This window comes from Epilithonimonas zeae (assembly GCF_900141765.1).
GTDB lineage: Bacteria > Bacteroidota > Bacteroidia > Flavobacteriales > Weeksellaceae > Epilithonimonas > Epilithonimonas zeae.
In genome coordinates, this window is sequence record NZ_FSRK01000002.1 from 377042 (window position 1) to 392444 (window position 15403).

16 protein-coding genes are annotated in these 15403 nt (G+C 36.2%); 15 read left to right on the top strand and 1 reads right to left on the bottom strand.

Features of this window, described 5'->3' with window-relative positions:
- From BUR19_RS13530 to BUR19_RS13600, 15 genes are all read left to right on the top strand, one after another.
- Window positions 1–681 (top strand): TerD family protein, encoded by a 681-nt coding sequence (locus BUR19_RS13530; protein ID WP_074235982.1) that lies wholly within the window; start codon window positions 1–3, stop codon window positions 679–681.
- A gap of 11 nt (window positions 682–692) precedes the next feature.
- On the top strand, window positions 693–1331 hold the full coding sequence (locus tag BUR19_RS13535; protein ID WP_074235983.1) for a vWA domain-containing protein: 639 nt from the start codon (window positions 693–695) through the stop codon (window positions 1329–1331).
- Window positions 1332–1333: 2 nt separating this feature from the next.
- Entirely contained in the window at window positions 1334–1972 is a 639-nt protein-coding gene (locus BUR19_RS13540) for a vWA domain-containing protein (protein ID WP_074235984.1), read from the top strand.
- A 13-nt stretch (window positions 1973–1985) separates the two neighbouring features.
- Entirely contained in the window at window positions 1986–3029 is a 1044-nt protein-coding gene (locus BUR19_RS13545) for a TerY-C metal binding domain-containing protein (protein WP_074235985.1), read from the top strand.
- Window positions 3030–3031: 2 nt separating this feature from the next.
- Window positions 3032–4411: a PP2C family serine/threonine-protein phosphatase gene (locus BUR19_RS13550; protein WP_074235986.1), complete on the top strand. Its 1380-nt coding sequence runs from the start codon at window positions 3032–3034 to the stop codon at window positions 4409–4411.
- A 4-nt stretch (window positions 4412–4415) separates the two neighbouring features.
- A complete protein-coding gene (locus tag BUR19_RS13555) occupies window positions 4416–5927 on the top strand; it encodes a helix-hairpin-helix domain-containing protein (protein WP_074235987.1) in 1512 nt (503 codons plus the stop codon).
- A gap of 11 nt (window positions 5928–5938) precedes the next feature.
- Complete coding sequence (locus tag BUR19_RS13560; RefSeq protein ID WP_074235988.1) at window positions 5939–6952, top strand: TerC family protein; 1014 nt, start codon at window positions 5939–5941, stop codon at window positions 6950–6952.
- A gap of 255 nt (window positions 6953–7207) precedes the next feature.
- Window positions 7208–8851 (top strand): glucose-6-phosphate isomerase, encoded by a 1644-nt coding sequence (gene pgi / locus BUR19_RS13565; protein ID WP_074235989.1) that lies wholly within the window; start codon window positions 7208–7210, stop codon window positions 8849–8851.
- Between the two features lie 77 nt (window positions 8852–8928).
- Window positions 8929–9813, top strand: coding sequence for a bifunctional 5,10-methylenetetrahydrofolate dehydrogenase/5,10-methenyltetrahydrofolate cyclohydrolase (locus BUR19_RS13570; RefSeq protein ID WP_074235990.1), 885 nt, complete (start codon window positions 8929–8931; stop codon window positions 9811–9813).
- Window positions 9806–10438, top strand: coding sequence for a 7-carboxy-7-deazaguanine synthase QueE (locus BUR19_RS13575; protein ID WP_074235991.1), 633 nt, complete (start codon window positions 9806–9808; stop codon window positions 10436–10438). The genes BUR19_RS13570 and BUR19_RS13575 overlap by 8 nt, the downstream gene beginning before the upstream one ends.
- Before the next feature lie 9 nt (window positions 10439–10447).
- Window positions 10448–11818 carry an exopolysaccharide biosynthesis polyprenyl glycosylphosphotransferase gene (locus BUR19_RS13580; RefSeq protein ID WP_074235992.1) on the top strand — a complete coding sequence of 457 codons (1371 nt, stop codon included), beginning with the start codon at window positions 10448–10450 and terminating at the stop codon, window positions 11816–11818.
- Between the two features lie 33 nt (window positions 11819–11851).
- Entirely contained in the window at window positions 11852–12604 is a 753-nt protein-coding gene (locus BUR19_RS13585; protein ID WP_074235993.1) for an MlaE family ABC transporter permease, read from the top strand.
- Window positions 12604–13416 (top strand): ABC transporter ATP-binding protein, encoded by an 813-nt coding sequence (locus BUR19_RS13590; protein ID WP_074235994.1) that lies wholly within the window; start codon window positions 12604–12606, stop codon window positions 13414–13416. Before BUR19_RS13585 ends, BUR19_RS13590 begins: the two co-directional genes overlap by 1 nt.
- On the top strand, window positions 13400–14035 hold the full coding sequence (locus tag BUR19_RS13595) for an outer membrane beta-barrel protein (RefSeq protein WP_074235995.1): 636 nt from the start codon (window positions 13400–13402) through the stop codon (window positions 14033–14035). Before BUR19_RS13590 ends, BUR19_RS13595 begins: the two co-directional genes overlap by 17 nt.
- 220 nt (window positions 14036–14255) lie before the next feature.
- Window positions 14256–15101, top strand: a complete 846-nt coding sequence (locus BUR19_RS13600) for a helix-turn-helix domain-containing protein (RefSeq protein ID WP_074235996.1) — start codon at window positions 14256–14258, stop codon at window positions 15099–15101.
- Between the two features lie 2 nt (window positions 15102–15103).
- On the opposite strand, the gene BUR19_RS13605 is transcribed toward BUR19_RS13600, so the two are convergent.
- Complete coding sequence (locus BUR19_RS13605; protein WP_074235997.1) at window positions 15104–15373, bottom strand: hypothetical protein; 270 nt, start codon at window positions 15371–15373, stop codon at window positions 15104–15106.
- Window positions 15374–15403: the final 30 nt, after the last annotated feature.

Here is a 15403-nt window from a genome sequence, read left to right on the forward strand (position 1 = left end):
ATGTCAATCAATTTACAAAAAGGACAAAAAATTGACCTTAGAAAAAGTTCAGGAGAGGCTTTGACCAATTTTTGCGTCGGTGTCAACTGGGGTGCGATAGAAACTACCAAAGCTGGATTTTTAGGATTCGGAACCAAAAAAGTAGTGGAAGATGTCGATTTAGACCTCAGTTGTGTAATGCTGAATCAGAATGGTGATTTAGTGGATTGGATTTATTCGCCGGAGTACAACGGCTGGCTTTCTCAGAACAATTTTCCTTTGGGTAAATTATCCTCAAAAGATGGAGGTTTTAAACATAGCGGAGATGACAGACAAGGCGATGTAGGAGGTGATGATGGTTTGGATAACGAGATTATTTCCGTAGATCTTGGACGTGTAAGTCCAGATGTGGATAAGATTTTTTTCTTCCTTAATATCTATTTGAATCAAGGTCAGAATTTTGACTTTGCCCAAATCCCTTTTGCAAAAATCAGAATGTATGAAGGAACGCCAACCCGTGTGAACAGCGTCCATTCGACTTATGATATCGTAACGGATTCTAGCTACAGAGGAAAAGGCGCTTTGATCTTGGGTAAACTTTACCGTAGAAATGGCGACTGGAAATTTGATGCCATTGGAGATCCTTCGGATGATAAAATTTTTGTTCAGACCATTCAGAGGATTACACAAAATTACAAATAACCAAATTTTATATGAGAAGATTACCCGTTTACTTATTGTTGGACACATCGGGCTCAATGTCTGGCGAACCGATTGAAGCTGTAAAAAATGGCGTTCAGATGATGCTTCATTCTTTGCGTCAAAATCCTCAAGCGATTGAAACGGCTTATGTCAGCATCATTACATTCGATAGTGAAGCTAAACAAATTGTTCCGCTTACCGATCTTGCATCATTCCAAATGGTGGATATCAAAGCGCAAAGCACAACTTCATTAGGTGCTGCATTGGGATTATTGGCAGACAAAATGGAAATCGAGATCACAAAAACGACCACCGAGCAAAAAGGAGATTGGAAACCTCTGACTTTTCTAATGACAGATGGTGTACCGACGGATGATTGGCAAGCTGGTTTTAATAAACTTAAGAACGTCAACAAAGGTTTGATCGTAGGTTGTGCTGCTGGTTCTGGTGCAGATGACAGTATTTTAAAACAAATAACGAGTTCTGTTGTGAGATTGGACAATGCAGATTCCGAAAGTATTTCCAAATTTTTCCAATGGGTAACCGCATCCATTTCTACCACATCAACCAAAGTAGAAGAAACAGGAATTGATTTCGTGGGATTGGATCAGCTGCCACCACCACCATCTGAACTGGTAATCGTATCATAGTTATGAACAGAAGACTGTTAGCTTATTTTTTACTAGACACATCTGGATCGATGCGAGGCGAACCGATTGCTGCGCTTAACAATGGCTTTAATGGCCTGATAAGTATGCTGCGCTCTGATCCTCAGGCAATGGATTCTCTGCATATTAATGTGGTTACGTTCGATCGGGAAGTTAATAATCTGATTCCGTTAGTTGACTTGGCAAGTTTTCATCCTGTCGAGATCAAATGTCCGGACAGTGGGCCTACGCATACAGGTCAGGCTTTGGAAATGATTTATGACCTCGTCAATAAAGATTTGATTAAGGGATCTTCTGACAGGAAAGGCGATTGGAAACCATTACTATTTGTTTTTACAGATGGTAAACCTTCTGATCTGCAGAAGTACAGAGAAATGATGCCCAAAATTAAGTCTTTGGATTTTGGTGTGATTGTAGGTTGTGCAGCAGGACCTAAAGCAGAAGTAAGTTTTCTTCAGGAATTAACAAGTAATGTGGTAAAATTGGATACGACAGACGCTTCCACTTTGACGACATTTTTCCAATGGGTAAGTTCATCCATCGAAATGGGCAGTAAATCGCAAGGCACAGGAGAATCTATGACGCTTCCGCCACCGCCGAGTGAACTCAATATTATCGTATAAAAAACCAAATGCTATGAGAAGATTACCAATTTATTTCCTTCTGGATGTTTCAGAATCGATGATTGGCGAGCCGATAGAACAAGTTCAGGAAGGTATTGCAACCATTATCAAAGAACTCAAAACTGATCCATACGCTTTAGAAACAGTCTGGATCTCTATTATCGGTTTTGCAGGAAAAAGTAAGACGATTACGCCTTTGCAGGATGTGATTGCGTTTTATCCTCCGAAAATTCCGATTGGCAGCGGAACTTCTTTATCAAAAGGTTTGGAAGAATTGATGAATGCCATCGACAGAGATGTTGTAAAAACAACTTACGAAAGAAAAGGCGATTGGAAACCGATCATCTTTTTATTCACAGACGGGATTCCGACTGACGATTCTGAAAAGGCAATCAATCGTTGGAATAATGATTACAGAAGCAAAAGCAATTTGATTATAATTTCAATTGGCGATAATACCAATCTCAATTTGTTAGGAAGATTGTCCGATCAGGTTTTGTTGTTCAATAATACCGACAGCAATTCCTATAAAGAATTCTTCAAATGGGTAACGGCTTCCATAAAAACGACAAGTGAAAATATTAATAATACCAACAAAGAAGGAATCGATTTAAGCAAATCAAATCCTGACATTGTTGAAAAAATCGATTTGACCAAAAATCATTCTTTGCCAGATAATAATTTTGTTGTCCTCAGTGGAAAATGCTCTACTAATGACAGAATGTATCTGATGAAATTTAAAAAATCTTTGGAAGAATCAAATGTTCCGGGATTTCAGACCAGATTTTACAAGATAGAAGGCGCTTATAAGATCGATGAGAATTCTTACAGAGAATATTCTGCAGATTCCGTAACTTCAAACAAGATATCAAGCGAAGAATTGTATGGCAATCCGAGTTGTCCTTCGTGCGGAAACAATTTTGCTTTGGCAACTTGCGTTTGTGGCGGAATCCATTGTATTAACGGCGATGGAAATGCAAAATGTCCTTGGTGCGGAAACACCGGATTTTACGGGATGGCAGAAGGCGGATTCGATATTAATAGAACTTTGGGATAAGAATGGAAAATTTTTTAAATAACATTCTAAAAGAACATCAAATTGAGAGGAATAAAATAGTTGATGCAACGATTTTAAAATTGATGCACAATGCAAAAGTGTCAGAATTATCTCAATCAATTACAGATTTAAAATCCCAAATCCTACAAATTTTCAATATGAATAAAGCTAAAGAAGAATTCAAAGAAGCACAAATCTATATTCCAAATGCCAATGCCAAAAAGGAATATGTTTTTACATTTGATAGGTCTTCCTTTCCTTTGATTAAGATTAATGATATTAAAAATCTGGATCAGGTCGGACTTCAGTTTGACGCAGAAAAAGCCTGTATTTTTGGTACTCCAACCAATGCAGACCAAATCGATATTGTGATTGAATTCTTTAATATTGAGGATGAAAATCTGGAAATAGAAATCAAAACTATTCCTTTCATCGTCAATGCAGACCCAAAAGACCTTTGGCTAAATAAATCAAGTCCTATAGACAGCCGTTTTCCAAAAGAAGAAAACTTGACTTATTCTTCTCAATTTTTGGATAAAAAAGTTGTGGTGGCTTCCAAAAGAGGAAGGTCTCACGCACACGAGGGAACTTTTCGCGATGATGATTTTTTAGTGAAAATTCTTCCTGATGATTGGGCTGTTGTCACAGTTGCTGATGGAGCAGGATCTGCAAAATTTGCCCGAGCAGGGTCAAAATTTGTAACCGAACATATCGTAGAAAGTTTTAATAAAGAAACTTTTTTACAGAGTTTATCATCAGAAGTATTGAGTTATTTCGATGTTCAATCAGCTAATGATATAAAAATAAAAAATAAAACATTCATCGTGAATAGTCTTTACAAAAATGTAAAACAACTTCACGAAGCTTTAAACCAATTCGCAGATTCTGAAGAAATCAATATCAAAGACCTTCATACGACTTTAATCTTTGTTTTAGTTAAGAAATTTGATTTTGGTTATGTTGTTCTTTCATTTGGCGTTGGCGATTGTCCAATCAATGTCATTGATGAAAACGAGGGAAGTGTAAAACTTCTGAATTTTCTGGATGTTGGAGAGTTCAGTGGTGGAACAAGATTTATCACAATGTCTGACATTTTCAGCAGGCCAGATATGGCAGACCGATTTGGAATCAATTGTTTCAATGATTTCTCAAAATTAATTCTGATGACAGACGGAATCTATGATCCGAAATTTGTCGTGGAAAGTAAATTAGAGAATTTAGAAAGCTGGAAAAATTTCCTCAGAGATTTGGATGGCGAAAATGAAGATCAAATAAAAGTGGATTTTGCAGAAGATCAGAATATCGAAAGTCAATTATCTGACTGGATGGATTTCTGGAGCAAAGGCAATCACGACGATAGAACATTAGCTATAATTTATTAAGATTATGAGTACAATCCGAGTTAATTCTATCATTGATCCATCAAAATCTTATGAGTATATAGACGATGGAAATCCGAAAAGAGGTGGTGTGAAAGATGTTTATTTTTCACCTGACCGAAAATATGTGGTTGCGTTTTTCCGAGATCCACTGGATTTTAATCAAAAAGATAGAATCAAACGAATCGTTTCTCTTTATCTGGAAAACATCAAAAAGGGAAACAGTGCGGATTATTTCTTGGACGAGATTTTCCGTTGGCCTTCTGATGCTGTAGAAAAAAATGGAAAAATTGGGGTCATTGTTCCGATTTATAATTCCAAATTCTTCTTCAAAAAAGGCTATTCCAGAGATGAAACGATTAAAGGCGGAGAGAAAGTAGGCAAATGGTTTACAACACCATCATTCCGAAATAATCAATATCCGTTAGCATTAGATAAATCCGAATTGGGAGATTGGTTGAGTTATTTTCAGATTGCAATCAATATTTCCCGAGGTGTGAAAAAAATGCACCAAATGGGATTGGCGCATTCGGATTTGTCGTATAATAATGTTTTGGTAGATCCGGTAACGAAATCAGCTACAATTATTGACATCGATGGACTTGTAGTTCCTGGATTATTTCCACCAGAAGTTATCGGGACAGCAGATTTTATTGCGCCTGAAGTTCTTAAAACCAAGCATTTACCACTTCAGGATTCTAATCGTATTTTACCTAATCAGAAAACCGATTTGCACGCATTAGCGGTTTTGATCTATATGTATCTGCTCAGAAGACATCCTTTACGTGGCGGAAAAATTTGGGATTTGGATTCGGAAAGAGATGAGGTTTTATCGATGGGAGAGAAAGCAATTTTCGTGGAAAGCTCTACTGATACGACCAATCGTGTAAAAGTAGATCATCTCAAAAAGTGGAATCTGTTTTGGGGCGATCCTCAGAAGATTCCATACACAGTTACAGGACCTTATCTGTCAGAATTATTCAAAAGAGCTTTTGTCGACGGTTTGCATAATCCAATGTTGCGACCAATTGCTAACGAATGGGAAACCGCATTGCTAAAAACCGTAGATTTGATCCAGCCTTGCAGCAACCCGAATTGTGATGAAAAATGGTATGTTTTTGATAATACATCGAAGCCGAGATGTCCGTTCTGCGGAACTCAACACAAAGGAACTTTGCCGGTTGTCGATTTGTATTTCAAATTCAAGGATAATGTCTGGAAACCTGAAAATCACAGATTAATGGTCTATCACAACCAATATCTTTTCAAATGGCACGTTTCTAAGAAAGTCATCCGGAACGAAAGTTTGACAACTGAAGATAAAAAACCGGTTGGCTATTTTACTTTTCATCAGAACAAATGGGTTTTGGTGAATCAAAGTTTGCCGGATATGAAAGATATAACAGAAAATAAACCAGTTCCCATCAACTCGATGGTAGAATTGACCGATGGAAAAAAAATAATGTTGTCCGATGAAGAAGGCGGACGATTAATGTACATAACTTTGACAAATAAATAATTAAAATAAACATGGAGAAGAGTATTATCGATTTACATCCAGGTCTCGTAATAGGGTTTGCTATCGTGGTGATAGTAATGTTATTGCTGGATCTTGGAGTTTTTAACAAGAAAGCACACGAGGTGTCTTCCAAAGAAGCGACAATCTGGACCATTGTCTGGATTTCCCTATCAATGGTTTTTTCGGGTGTTGTGTATTGGGTTTTCAATCAGGATGTGGGCGGACACGCTTTGGCAATTGAAAAATTCACCCAGTTTCAGGCCGCTTATTGGATAGAAAAAGCGTTATCAGTCGATAATCTTTTTGTATTCATTCTCGTCTTCGGATTTTTCAAAGTTCCAAGACATCTGCATCACAAAGTCTTGTTTTGGGGGATTATTGGGGCGTTGATTTTCAGAGCGATTTTCATTTTCGCAGGTGTTGAATTGATTGAATTAACCTATTTGCCAGAGATGAACGTTTTCGGACATCCGGTTAAAATCAATGTTGTTATGACTCTTTTTGGATTATTTCTGGTCTATGCAGGAATCAAATCCTGGGGCGGCGGAGACGATGACGATGAGCAGGATTATAGTGAAAGTGCCGGTGCAAAATTAATCAAAAGCTTCTGGAAAGTTTCAGATAACTACGATGGAGACAAGTTCTTCACTGTACAAAACGGAATCAAAATGGCAACACCACTTTTGGTTGTTGTTGCGGTGATTGAGTTCACGGATGTATTGTTTGCAGTGGATTCTATTCCGGCAATCTTTGCCATTTCAAAAGATCCATTTATTCTTTATACGTCTAACATTTTTGCGATTTTAGGATTGAGATCTTTGTATTTCTTGCTATCCAACTTCATCCATATGTTCAGCAAATTACCTTATGGATTGGCTGTGATTTTGAGTTTCATTGGAGTGAAGATGTTGATTTCTCCTTGGTATCATATATCGTCCCCAATTTCATTAGGAATTGTTGGCGGGATATTAATTTTATCAGTGCTGATTTCAATAATGTTTCCAGAGAAAGAAGAAGCAAAATAAAATATTCAAAAAGCTAGGATTAGCTTCTGTATAAACAATGAGAGTGGTATTAGATATCACTCTCGTTTATTTTTATGACCTATTATTTGTCAAAATCGGTAACTCAAAATTTCAATATTCTCATCATTCTTTTATTGCAAAACAATTGTCATATTATGTTAAAAACAATTTAAAACCAAATGGCTAATTTTTCGTAAATTTGCAGGTCTTATAAGAATTTCTTGTAAGTTGATTTTAAATTTAAAACCTTAAAGAATGTTACCAAAAATAAATCCTATTCAGACTTCCGCCTGGAAAGCTTTAGATCAACAATTTGCTAATAACGATTTTGAGTTGAGAACCTTGTTCCAGTATAACCCGAATCGTTTTCAGGAATTTTCATTAGAAACAGAAAATTATCTTTTTGATTATTCTAAGAATTTGGTTGATTCTAAAACTTTGGATTTATTACTGAAATTGGCTGAAGAAACTCAGTTGAAAGAAGCTATTGGAAAAATGTTTTCTGGCGATAAAATCAATGAGACTGAAGGTAGAGCAGTTCTTCATACGGCTTTGAGAGATTTTTCTGATAAAGAAATTTTGGTTGACGGGGAAAATATCAAACCAGCAATCAAGAAAGTTCTGGATCATATGAAATCTTTTTCAGAATCAGTTATTTCTGGTTCTCACAAAGGTTTTACAGGTAAAGAGATTACAGATGTTGTCAACGTAGGAATCGGTGGTTCTGACCTTGGACCGGTAATGGTTTGTTCGGCATTGAAGCATTTTAAAACAAGATTGAATGTTCATTTCGTTTCTAATGTAGACGGAAATCATATGGTTGAGGTTGTTAAAGATCTTAATCCCGAAACAACTTTGTTCATTGTGGCTTCCAAAACTTTTACGACTCAGGAAACAATGACCAATGCCAATTCTGCAAAAGAATGGTTCCTGAAATCTGGTGCTAAAGATGAAGACGTTGCAAAACATTTCGTAGCATTATCAACTAATATCGAGGCTGTCAAAAAATTTGGGATTGCGGAAGAAAATATCTTCGAATTTTGGGATTGGGTTGGCGGTCGTTATTCCCTTTGGAGTGCGATTGGACTGAGCATCGTTTTGTCTGTTGGTTATGAAAACTTTGAACAATTATTGAAAGGTGCAAACGATACAGACATTCATTTTCAAACTAAAGGTTTTAAGGAAAATATTCCTGTTTTGATGGGTGTTTTAGGTGTTTGGTACCGTAATTTTTATGCGGCAGGAACTTATGCGATTTTGCCTTATTCTCAGTATCTTGACCGTTTTTCAGCTTATCTTCAGCAAGGTGATATGGAAAGTAACGGTAAATCTGTAGACAGAAATGGCGAGTTTGTAACTTATGAAACAGGACCAATCATTTGGGGAGAACCTGGAACCAATGGTCAGCACGCGTTTTATCAATTGATTCATCAGGGAACAGAATTGATTCCTGCAGATTTCATCGCTTATGCAAAATCTCCTAATGAAGTAGGTGAGCATCAGGATATTCTTTTAGCTAATTATTTTGCACAGACAGAAGCTTTGGCTTTTGGTAAAACAGAAGATGAGGTTTTTGCTGAATTAAAATCATCTGGCAAATCTGAGGAAGAAACAGAATTCCTATTGCCTTATAAAGTTTTTGCAGGAAATACACCGACGAACTCTTTCTTGTTTAAAGAATTGACGCCGTTTTCATTAGGACAGTTGATTGCTTTGTATGAGCACAAGATTTTTGTTCAAGGTGTGATCTGGAATGTTTTCAGTTTTGACCAATTTGGTGTTGAATTAGGAAAAGTCCTGGCAGGAAAAATCCTTCCGGAATTGGATGCTGAAGGTCAAGTTGAAACACACGACAGCTCTACAAACGGATTGATCAATTTCTATAAATCTAACCGATAAAATATAAAGGTGAAGTGTTGGGAAAGGAACATTTCATTTTTTTTCAAAATAAATCTAAAAAGTAAAAAGAAAGAAAAATGGCACAAATTCTAGATGGACTGAAGGTCTCAAAAGAAGTAAAGGCTGAAATTAAGCAAGAGGTTGAAAAAATTCTTGCCAACAATAGAAGAGCGCCACATTTGGTTGCGATTCTGGTTGGTAACAATGGTGCGAGCAAAGCTTATGTCAACAGCAAAGTGAAAGATTGTGAGGAAGTTGGATTCAGTTCTTCATTGATTAAATTTCCGAGTACGGTTTCAGAGTCGGAATTGTTGGAAAAGATTGATGAGTTGAATAAATCAAAAGCTGTAGACGGTTTCATCGTTCAATTGCCTTTGCCAAAACAGATTGACCAGGAGAAAATCATTATGGCGATCGATCCGAGAAAAGATGTGGATGGTTTCCATCCGGAGAATTTCGGGAAAATGGCTTTGGAAATGGATACTTTCCTGCCGGCAACACCATTTGGAATATTGACATTATTGGAGCGATATAATATCGAAACCAAAGGTAAGAACTGTGTAATCATCGGTAGAAGCAGAATTGTGGGGAAACCAATGAGTATTTTGATGGGAAGAAAAGATTTCCCCGGAAACTCTACAGTTACGCTAACACACTCTTACACAGAACATATAGAAGAATATACAAAACAGGCCGACATTGTGATAACGGCTTTAGGTGACCCGAATTTCTTAAAGAAAGAAATGATCAAAGAAGGTGCAGTTATCGTAGATGTTGGGATTACAAGAGTAGATGATAACTCTGAAAAAGGGTATCATCTTGCGGGTGATGTGGATTTTGACAGCTGTGCAGAAAAAGCTAGTTGGATCACGCCAGTTCCGGGAGGAGTTGGGCCAATGACGCGAGCAATGCTGATGAAAAATACAATCATTGCCTATAAAACGTCAGTTTATAATGACTAAGGAAGAAGAAGATATTTTATTAAAAGAAGGTAAAATGCTCCCTGTAATGGAGCATTTTTACACTATTCAGGGAGAAGGATTTCACGCAGGGAAAGCAGCCTATTTCATTCGTTTGGGCGGATGCGATGTGGGTTGCCATTGGTGTGATGTGAAGGAGAGTTGGGATCCAACCCTACATCCGTTGATGAATACGGAAGAAATTGCAGAAACGGCAGCCAAGTATTGTAAGACGATTGTTCTGACAGGAGGAGAACCTCTGATGTGGAATCTTGAAATCTTAACTTCGAAGTTAAAAGAGTTGGGTTGCACTATTCATATTGAAACTTCAGGAGCTTATCCTATGAGTGGACATCTGGATTGGATTACATTGTCGCCTAAAAAAACAGGACTTCCGTTAGCCGATATTTATAAGGAGGCGAGTGAGTTGAAAATGATTATTTTCAATCAAAACGATTTTAAATTTGCTCAGGAACAAGGCGAAAAAGTGAATGATGACTGTGTACTTTATCTTCAAAGTGAATGGAGCAAACGTGATGCGATGTATCCAAAAATAACAGATTTTATTTTAGAAAATCCAACATGGAGATCTTCTATCCAAACGCATAAATATCTGAATATTCCTTAAATTTGATTTATGCAGAGACTCCGATATTCCCGATATTTCAAAGCATTTGTGATTTTACTGGATATGATTCTGGTATCATCAGTATTTGTAATTTACTATTGGAGGAATTTTGAGGTTAAGTATGATTCGGATTCGCTGGAGCAGAATATTTTATCAATTTTAGTATTGTGTTTCTTTTGGTTGCTACTAAGCGGAAGAACAAGACTTTACCATATTCCCAGAAACGTAACGTACACGATTTATCTGGAACGGATTTTTGTCCACGTTTTTTTCTTCTTTATTGGCGTTGTGATGCTTGGGAAAGTTAGTCAGAATGATTTCCTCAAAACAGAACGATTTTATCTGGCTGGGATTTTGTTGCTTGTAGTAATACCGATTAAAAGTTTCATCTATTTTCTTTTGAAATATATCAGGAGTAAAGGTATTAATCACAGAAACGTGATGTTTATAGAAGAGGGAACTTCTTCTAATGTACTTAGAGATATCATCAATCAGAGAAAAGATTATGGATATAGAATCTACGATTATCCGCAAGGAAATTACGATTTATCCAACATGGTAGAATTCTGGAAAGACAATGGAATTCATACCATCTTTTTGCCGTCAGAACATTGTTTGGATAAGCAGTTTGAGAATGATCTTTTCCGTCAGGCAGAACTTAATAAAGTGAAAATCTCTTTAGTTCCTAATATTATTCAGAATCAGTTTTTTGAGTATGAATTCAATTATATAGAAACAGTTCCTGTATTATCACAGGCAAAATATCCATTGGATTTTTTTACCAATGCCAGTGTTAAAAGACTTTTCGATATTTTATTTTCGTCGATTGTTTTGATTGGAATTTGCTCTTGGCTTTTCCCGTTAATCATTTTATTAATAAAAATGGATGGATCCAAAGGATCAGCATTTTTTGTCCAGAAAAGATATGGCTATCACGACGAAGTTTTTAATTGTTTGAAATTCAGAACAATGAGGTCTGAAGATAATAAAGCTCAAAGTACAACTGCCGTAGATGACAAAAGAATCACTAAGGTTGGAAAATTCTTAAGAAAAACCAGCTTGGATGAGATGCCACAATTCATCAATGTGCTGATGGGCGATATGACTGTTGTAGGACCAAGACCTCATATGCTTTTGGTAGATGATTTTTACAAACCCAAAATCAGCAGATATAGCCTCAGAAGTATGGTAAAACCCGGAATTACTGGACTGGCACAAGTCAGCGGTTTGAGAGGAGATGAGGGTGATATGAATATCGGAATGAAAAAAAGAATCCTTGCAGACTCATTTTATGTGAGAAACTGGAGTTTTAGTATGGATATTGTAATCATTCTCAAAACAATGTTTTTAGTAATCATTGGTGACAAAAATGCACGGTGATATTAATAATAAGAAAAGCACTAATTTAGCCGTATGGTAAAACGATTTTTTGAATCTATTGGAGAATATTTCATGCTGTTGGGAAAAGTCTTGAGCAAACCCCAAAAGAGAAATGTTTATATGAAACTTTTGGTGAGAGAATTTTACGATCTTGGAGTTAACTCTTTCGGATTGGTACTATTTACATCATTTTTCGTGGGAGCCGTTGTTGCTATTCAGATGTTCAATAACTTCGATGCTTCATCATTCCCCATTCCTAATAGTTTTGTAGGCTATGCAACAAAAGTGGTTTTGATTCTAGAATTTTCGCCAACTATTATTTCGGTAATTCTTGCTGGGAAAGTAGGCTCTTATATCGCATCCAGTATTGGAACAATGCGTGTAACGGAACAGATTGATGCTCTTGATATTATGGGTGTTAACTCACCGAATTTCCTGATTTTGCCAAAAATTGTAGCGAGTGTGGTTTTCAATCCTATTCTGATTGCAATTAGTATTGTAATTGGGATTTATGGAGGATACATTGCAGGAGTTGCTACCGGAAGCTGGACAAAAGCAGATTATATCACCGGAATCCAAATGTATATGCCATCTTATTTTATTTGGTATGCCTTTATGAAAACAGCAGCTTTCGCCTTTTTAATTGCAACTATTCCTGCTTATTTTGGATACAACGTAAAAGGAGGTTCTTTGGAAGTTGGACGGGCAAGTACACAAGCGGTGGTTTGGACGATGATTTCTGTAATCATCATGAATTTATTATTAACCCAAATGTTCCTGAGCTAATGATAGAAGTAAAAGAATTAAGAAAGAGTTTTGAGGAGGTTGAAGTTCTAAAAGGTATCACCACAACATTTGATACCGGAAAAGTTAATCTTATCATTGGACAAAGTGGATCTGGTAAAACCGTTTTTTTAAAGTCCCTTTTGAATGTTTATGAACCATCCAGCGGAGCCATTTTATTTGACGGGCGTGATATTATGACAATGTCGCGAGAAGAGAAACAAGGCTTGCGTTCTGAGATTGGAACCGTTTTTCAGGGAAGTGCGCTTTTCGATTCTATGACCGTGGAAGAGAATATCAGTTTCCCTTTGGATATGTTCACGAATCTCACTTATCGTGAGAAAAAGAGAAAAGTTCTGGAAGTAATTGGGAGGGTTAATTTGGATAAAGCCAATAAAAAATATCCGTCAGAAATTTCTGGAGGAATGCAGAAAAGAGTAGCGATTGCAAGAGCAATTGTGAACAATCCGAAGTATTTATTTTGTGATGAACCCAACTCTGGATTAGATCCGTACACTTCTAATGTTATAGATGATTTACTTTTAGAAATTACTAAAGAATATAACACCACAACCATCATTAATACACACGATATGAACTCTGTGATGACCATTGGTGAGAAAATCCTTTACCTGAGATTAGGCATCAAAGAATGGGAAGGCAACAAAGATATATTGGCAACAGCAAAAAATAAAAATCTGATAGATTTCGTTTATTCTTCAGAGCTCTTTAAACAGCTGAGAGAATTTATGTTAGAAAATAATCAAACAAGTTTAATTAATGATAAACCAGAAGACAATGAAAAAAATAATTAGCACGATCGGTGTATTAGCAAGTGTATTTGCTTATTCGCAAGTAACATTTGGATTGAGAGCAAACGCTTTGTTAGACACATCATCTGCAAGTTGGGAGAACTTCAAAGGATCAATCAACCAAGCAGTAGATACAAAAGGAGATAACTCAACAGGTTTTAATGTTGGTTTAGCTGCTAAAATTGACTTCCCCGTTAGTGGATGGTTTGTAATGCCGGAAATCTATTATACTTCTTTCAAAAAAAGTGTTGAAACTACTGGAGATGTTGAGATAAAAGCGAAAAGTAACCGAATTGATGTGCCTGTTTTAGTAGGTCACAACTTTCTGTTAGGAAAATTAGCGGCTTTTGTTGGTCCTGTTGCATCTTACAACCTTTCAACAGACAATACTTATGCTGACTTTAAAGAAAATGGAACTAAAGATTTTACTGTAGGTTATCAATTTGGAGCTCAAGCTACTCTTTCAAAATTTGTAATTAATGCAAGATATGAAGGTGCTTTTTCTAAAGACAGCAGAAAGTTCATCAATACGGTTGCAGATGCTTCTGGAAACAATACAGAAATCAGATATGATAACCGTCCAAGTATGTTTATCGTAGGTATCGGTTATAACTTCAAATAATCATCAAACGATTATATAAAATGAGAAGGCTGGAAAGTTAATTTCCAGCCTTCTTCATATATAGACCTTAAAAATTCACAAATTCAATTCTTTGTGAGAAATTGATTTTGTTATACAAAAGTAAAGGCTATCAATGTAATTTCTTTTAACGCAATAAACAAAAAATAGAACAATATTAATATGTTTTGTTTATTTTTGTTTCATAATAACATTAACTGGAATGAAAGTTATTCTTGAACATATTTCTCCGGATGAAAACAGTTCTTTCAAAGTACTGCATATTAAAGATGTTCCAATCTCTGAATTGAACTGGAAATACCATTATCATTCTGAGATTGAGATAGTTTGTGTTCTTCACGGAAAAGGAACTAGACACGTTGGTTACCACAAAAGCCATTTTGAAGATGGTGCTTTGGCTGTGATAGGTTCCAATATTCCACATTCTGGATTTGGGTTAAATGCTACTGATCCGCACGAAGAAATCGTAGTTTTGTTCAAAGAAGAGATACTGTCATTACCAGAGGGGGAAACTGATGCTAATTCAATCAAGAAATTGTTGGAACTATCCAGATATGGCGTTCTGTTTTCTTCTGAAGTTAAAATGCAAATCATTCCAAAACTTAAAAAACTCGCTGCATCAGAAGGTTATACCAAGTATCTGTTGCTTCTCGAGATTCTCTTTGAACTCTCCAAAACCGAAGATTTTGAATTGATGAATACCGAAGTGATGCCTTACACCATCGTTTCCAGAAACCGGACAAGGTTGGAAGCGGTTTTCACCTACGTGGAAAATGGTTATCAGAATGAGATTGATATTATGCAGGCAGCAGACTTGGCAAATCTTACAAAACCGGCTTTCTGTAATTTCTTCAAAAAAGCAACATCATTAACGTTTGTAGAGTTTGTCAATCGATATAGAATTGATAAGGCTTGTATTCTTTTATCCCAAGAAAAAAGCATAGCAGAAAGCTGCTATGCTACAGGTTTTAATAATATTACTTACTTTAATAAGACCTTTAAGAAATATACCAAGACAACGCCTGGACAATTTATCAGAAATCTGTGATTTTAAAGATTTCCGTTATTAAGATTTTCACTTTTTTGTCTCTCCAATTCCGCTTTTTCTTTTTGTAAAAGCTTGAATTCTTGTTGAATTTTGGCTTGCTTTACCGCATTACCCTTGCTTACATAACCAACTAATCCTCCGATAATTAATCCGATTCCAATCCCACAAAGTGATCCGTAAACGACTCTTAGGTCAACTGCCATATCATTTAAATAAAATAGCAGTGCGCCTAATCCGAATAAAATAATTCCAATAACTACTAAACTTCTCATAGTTTTAAATTTTATCTAAATTAACTAAAA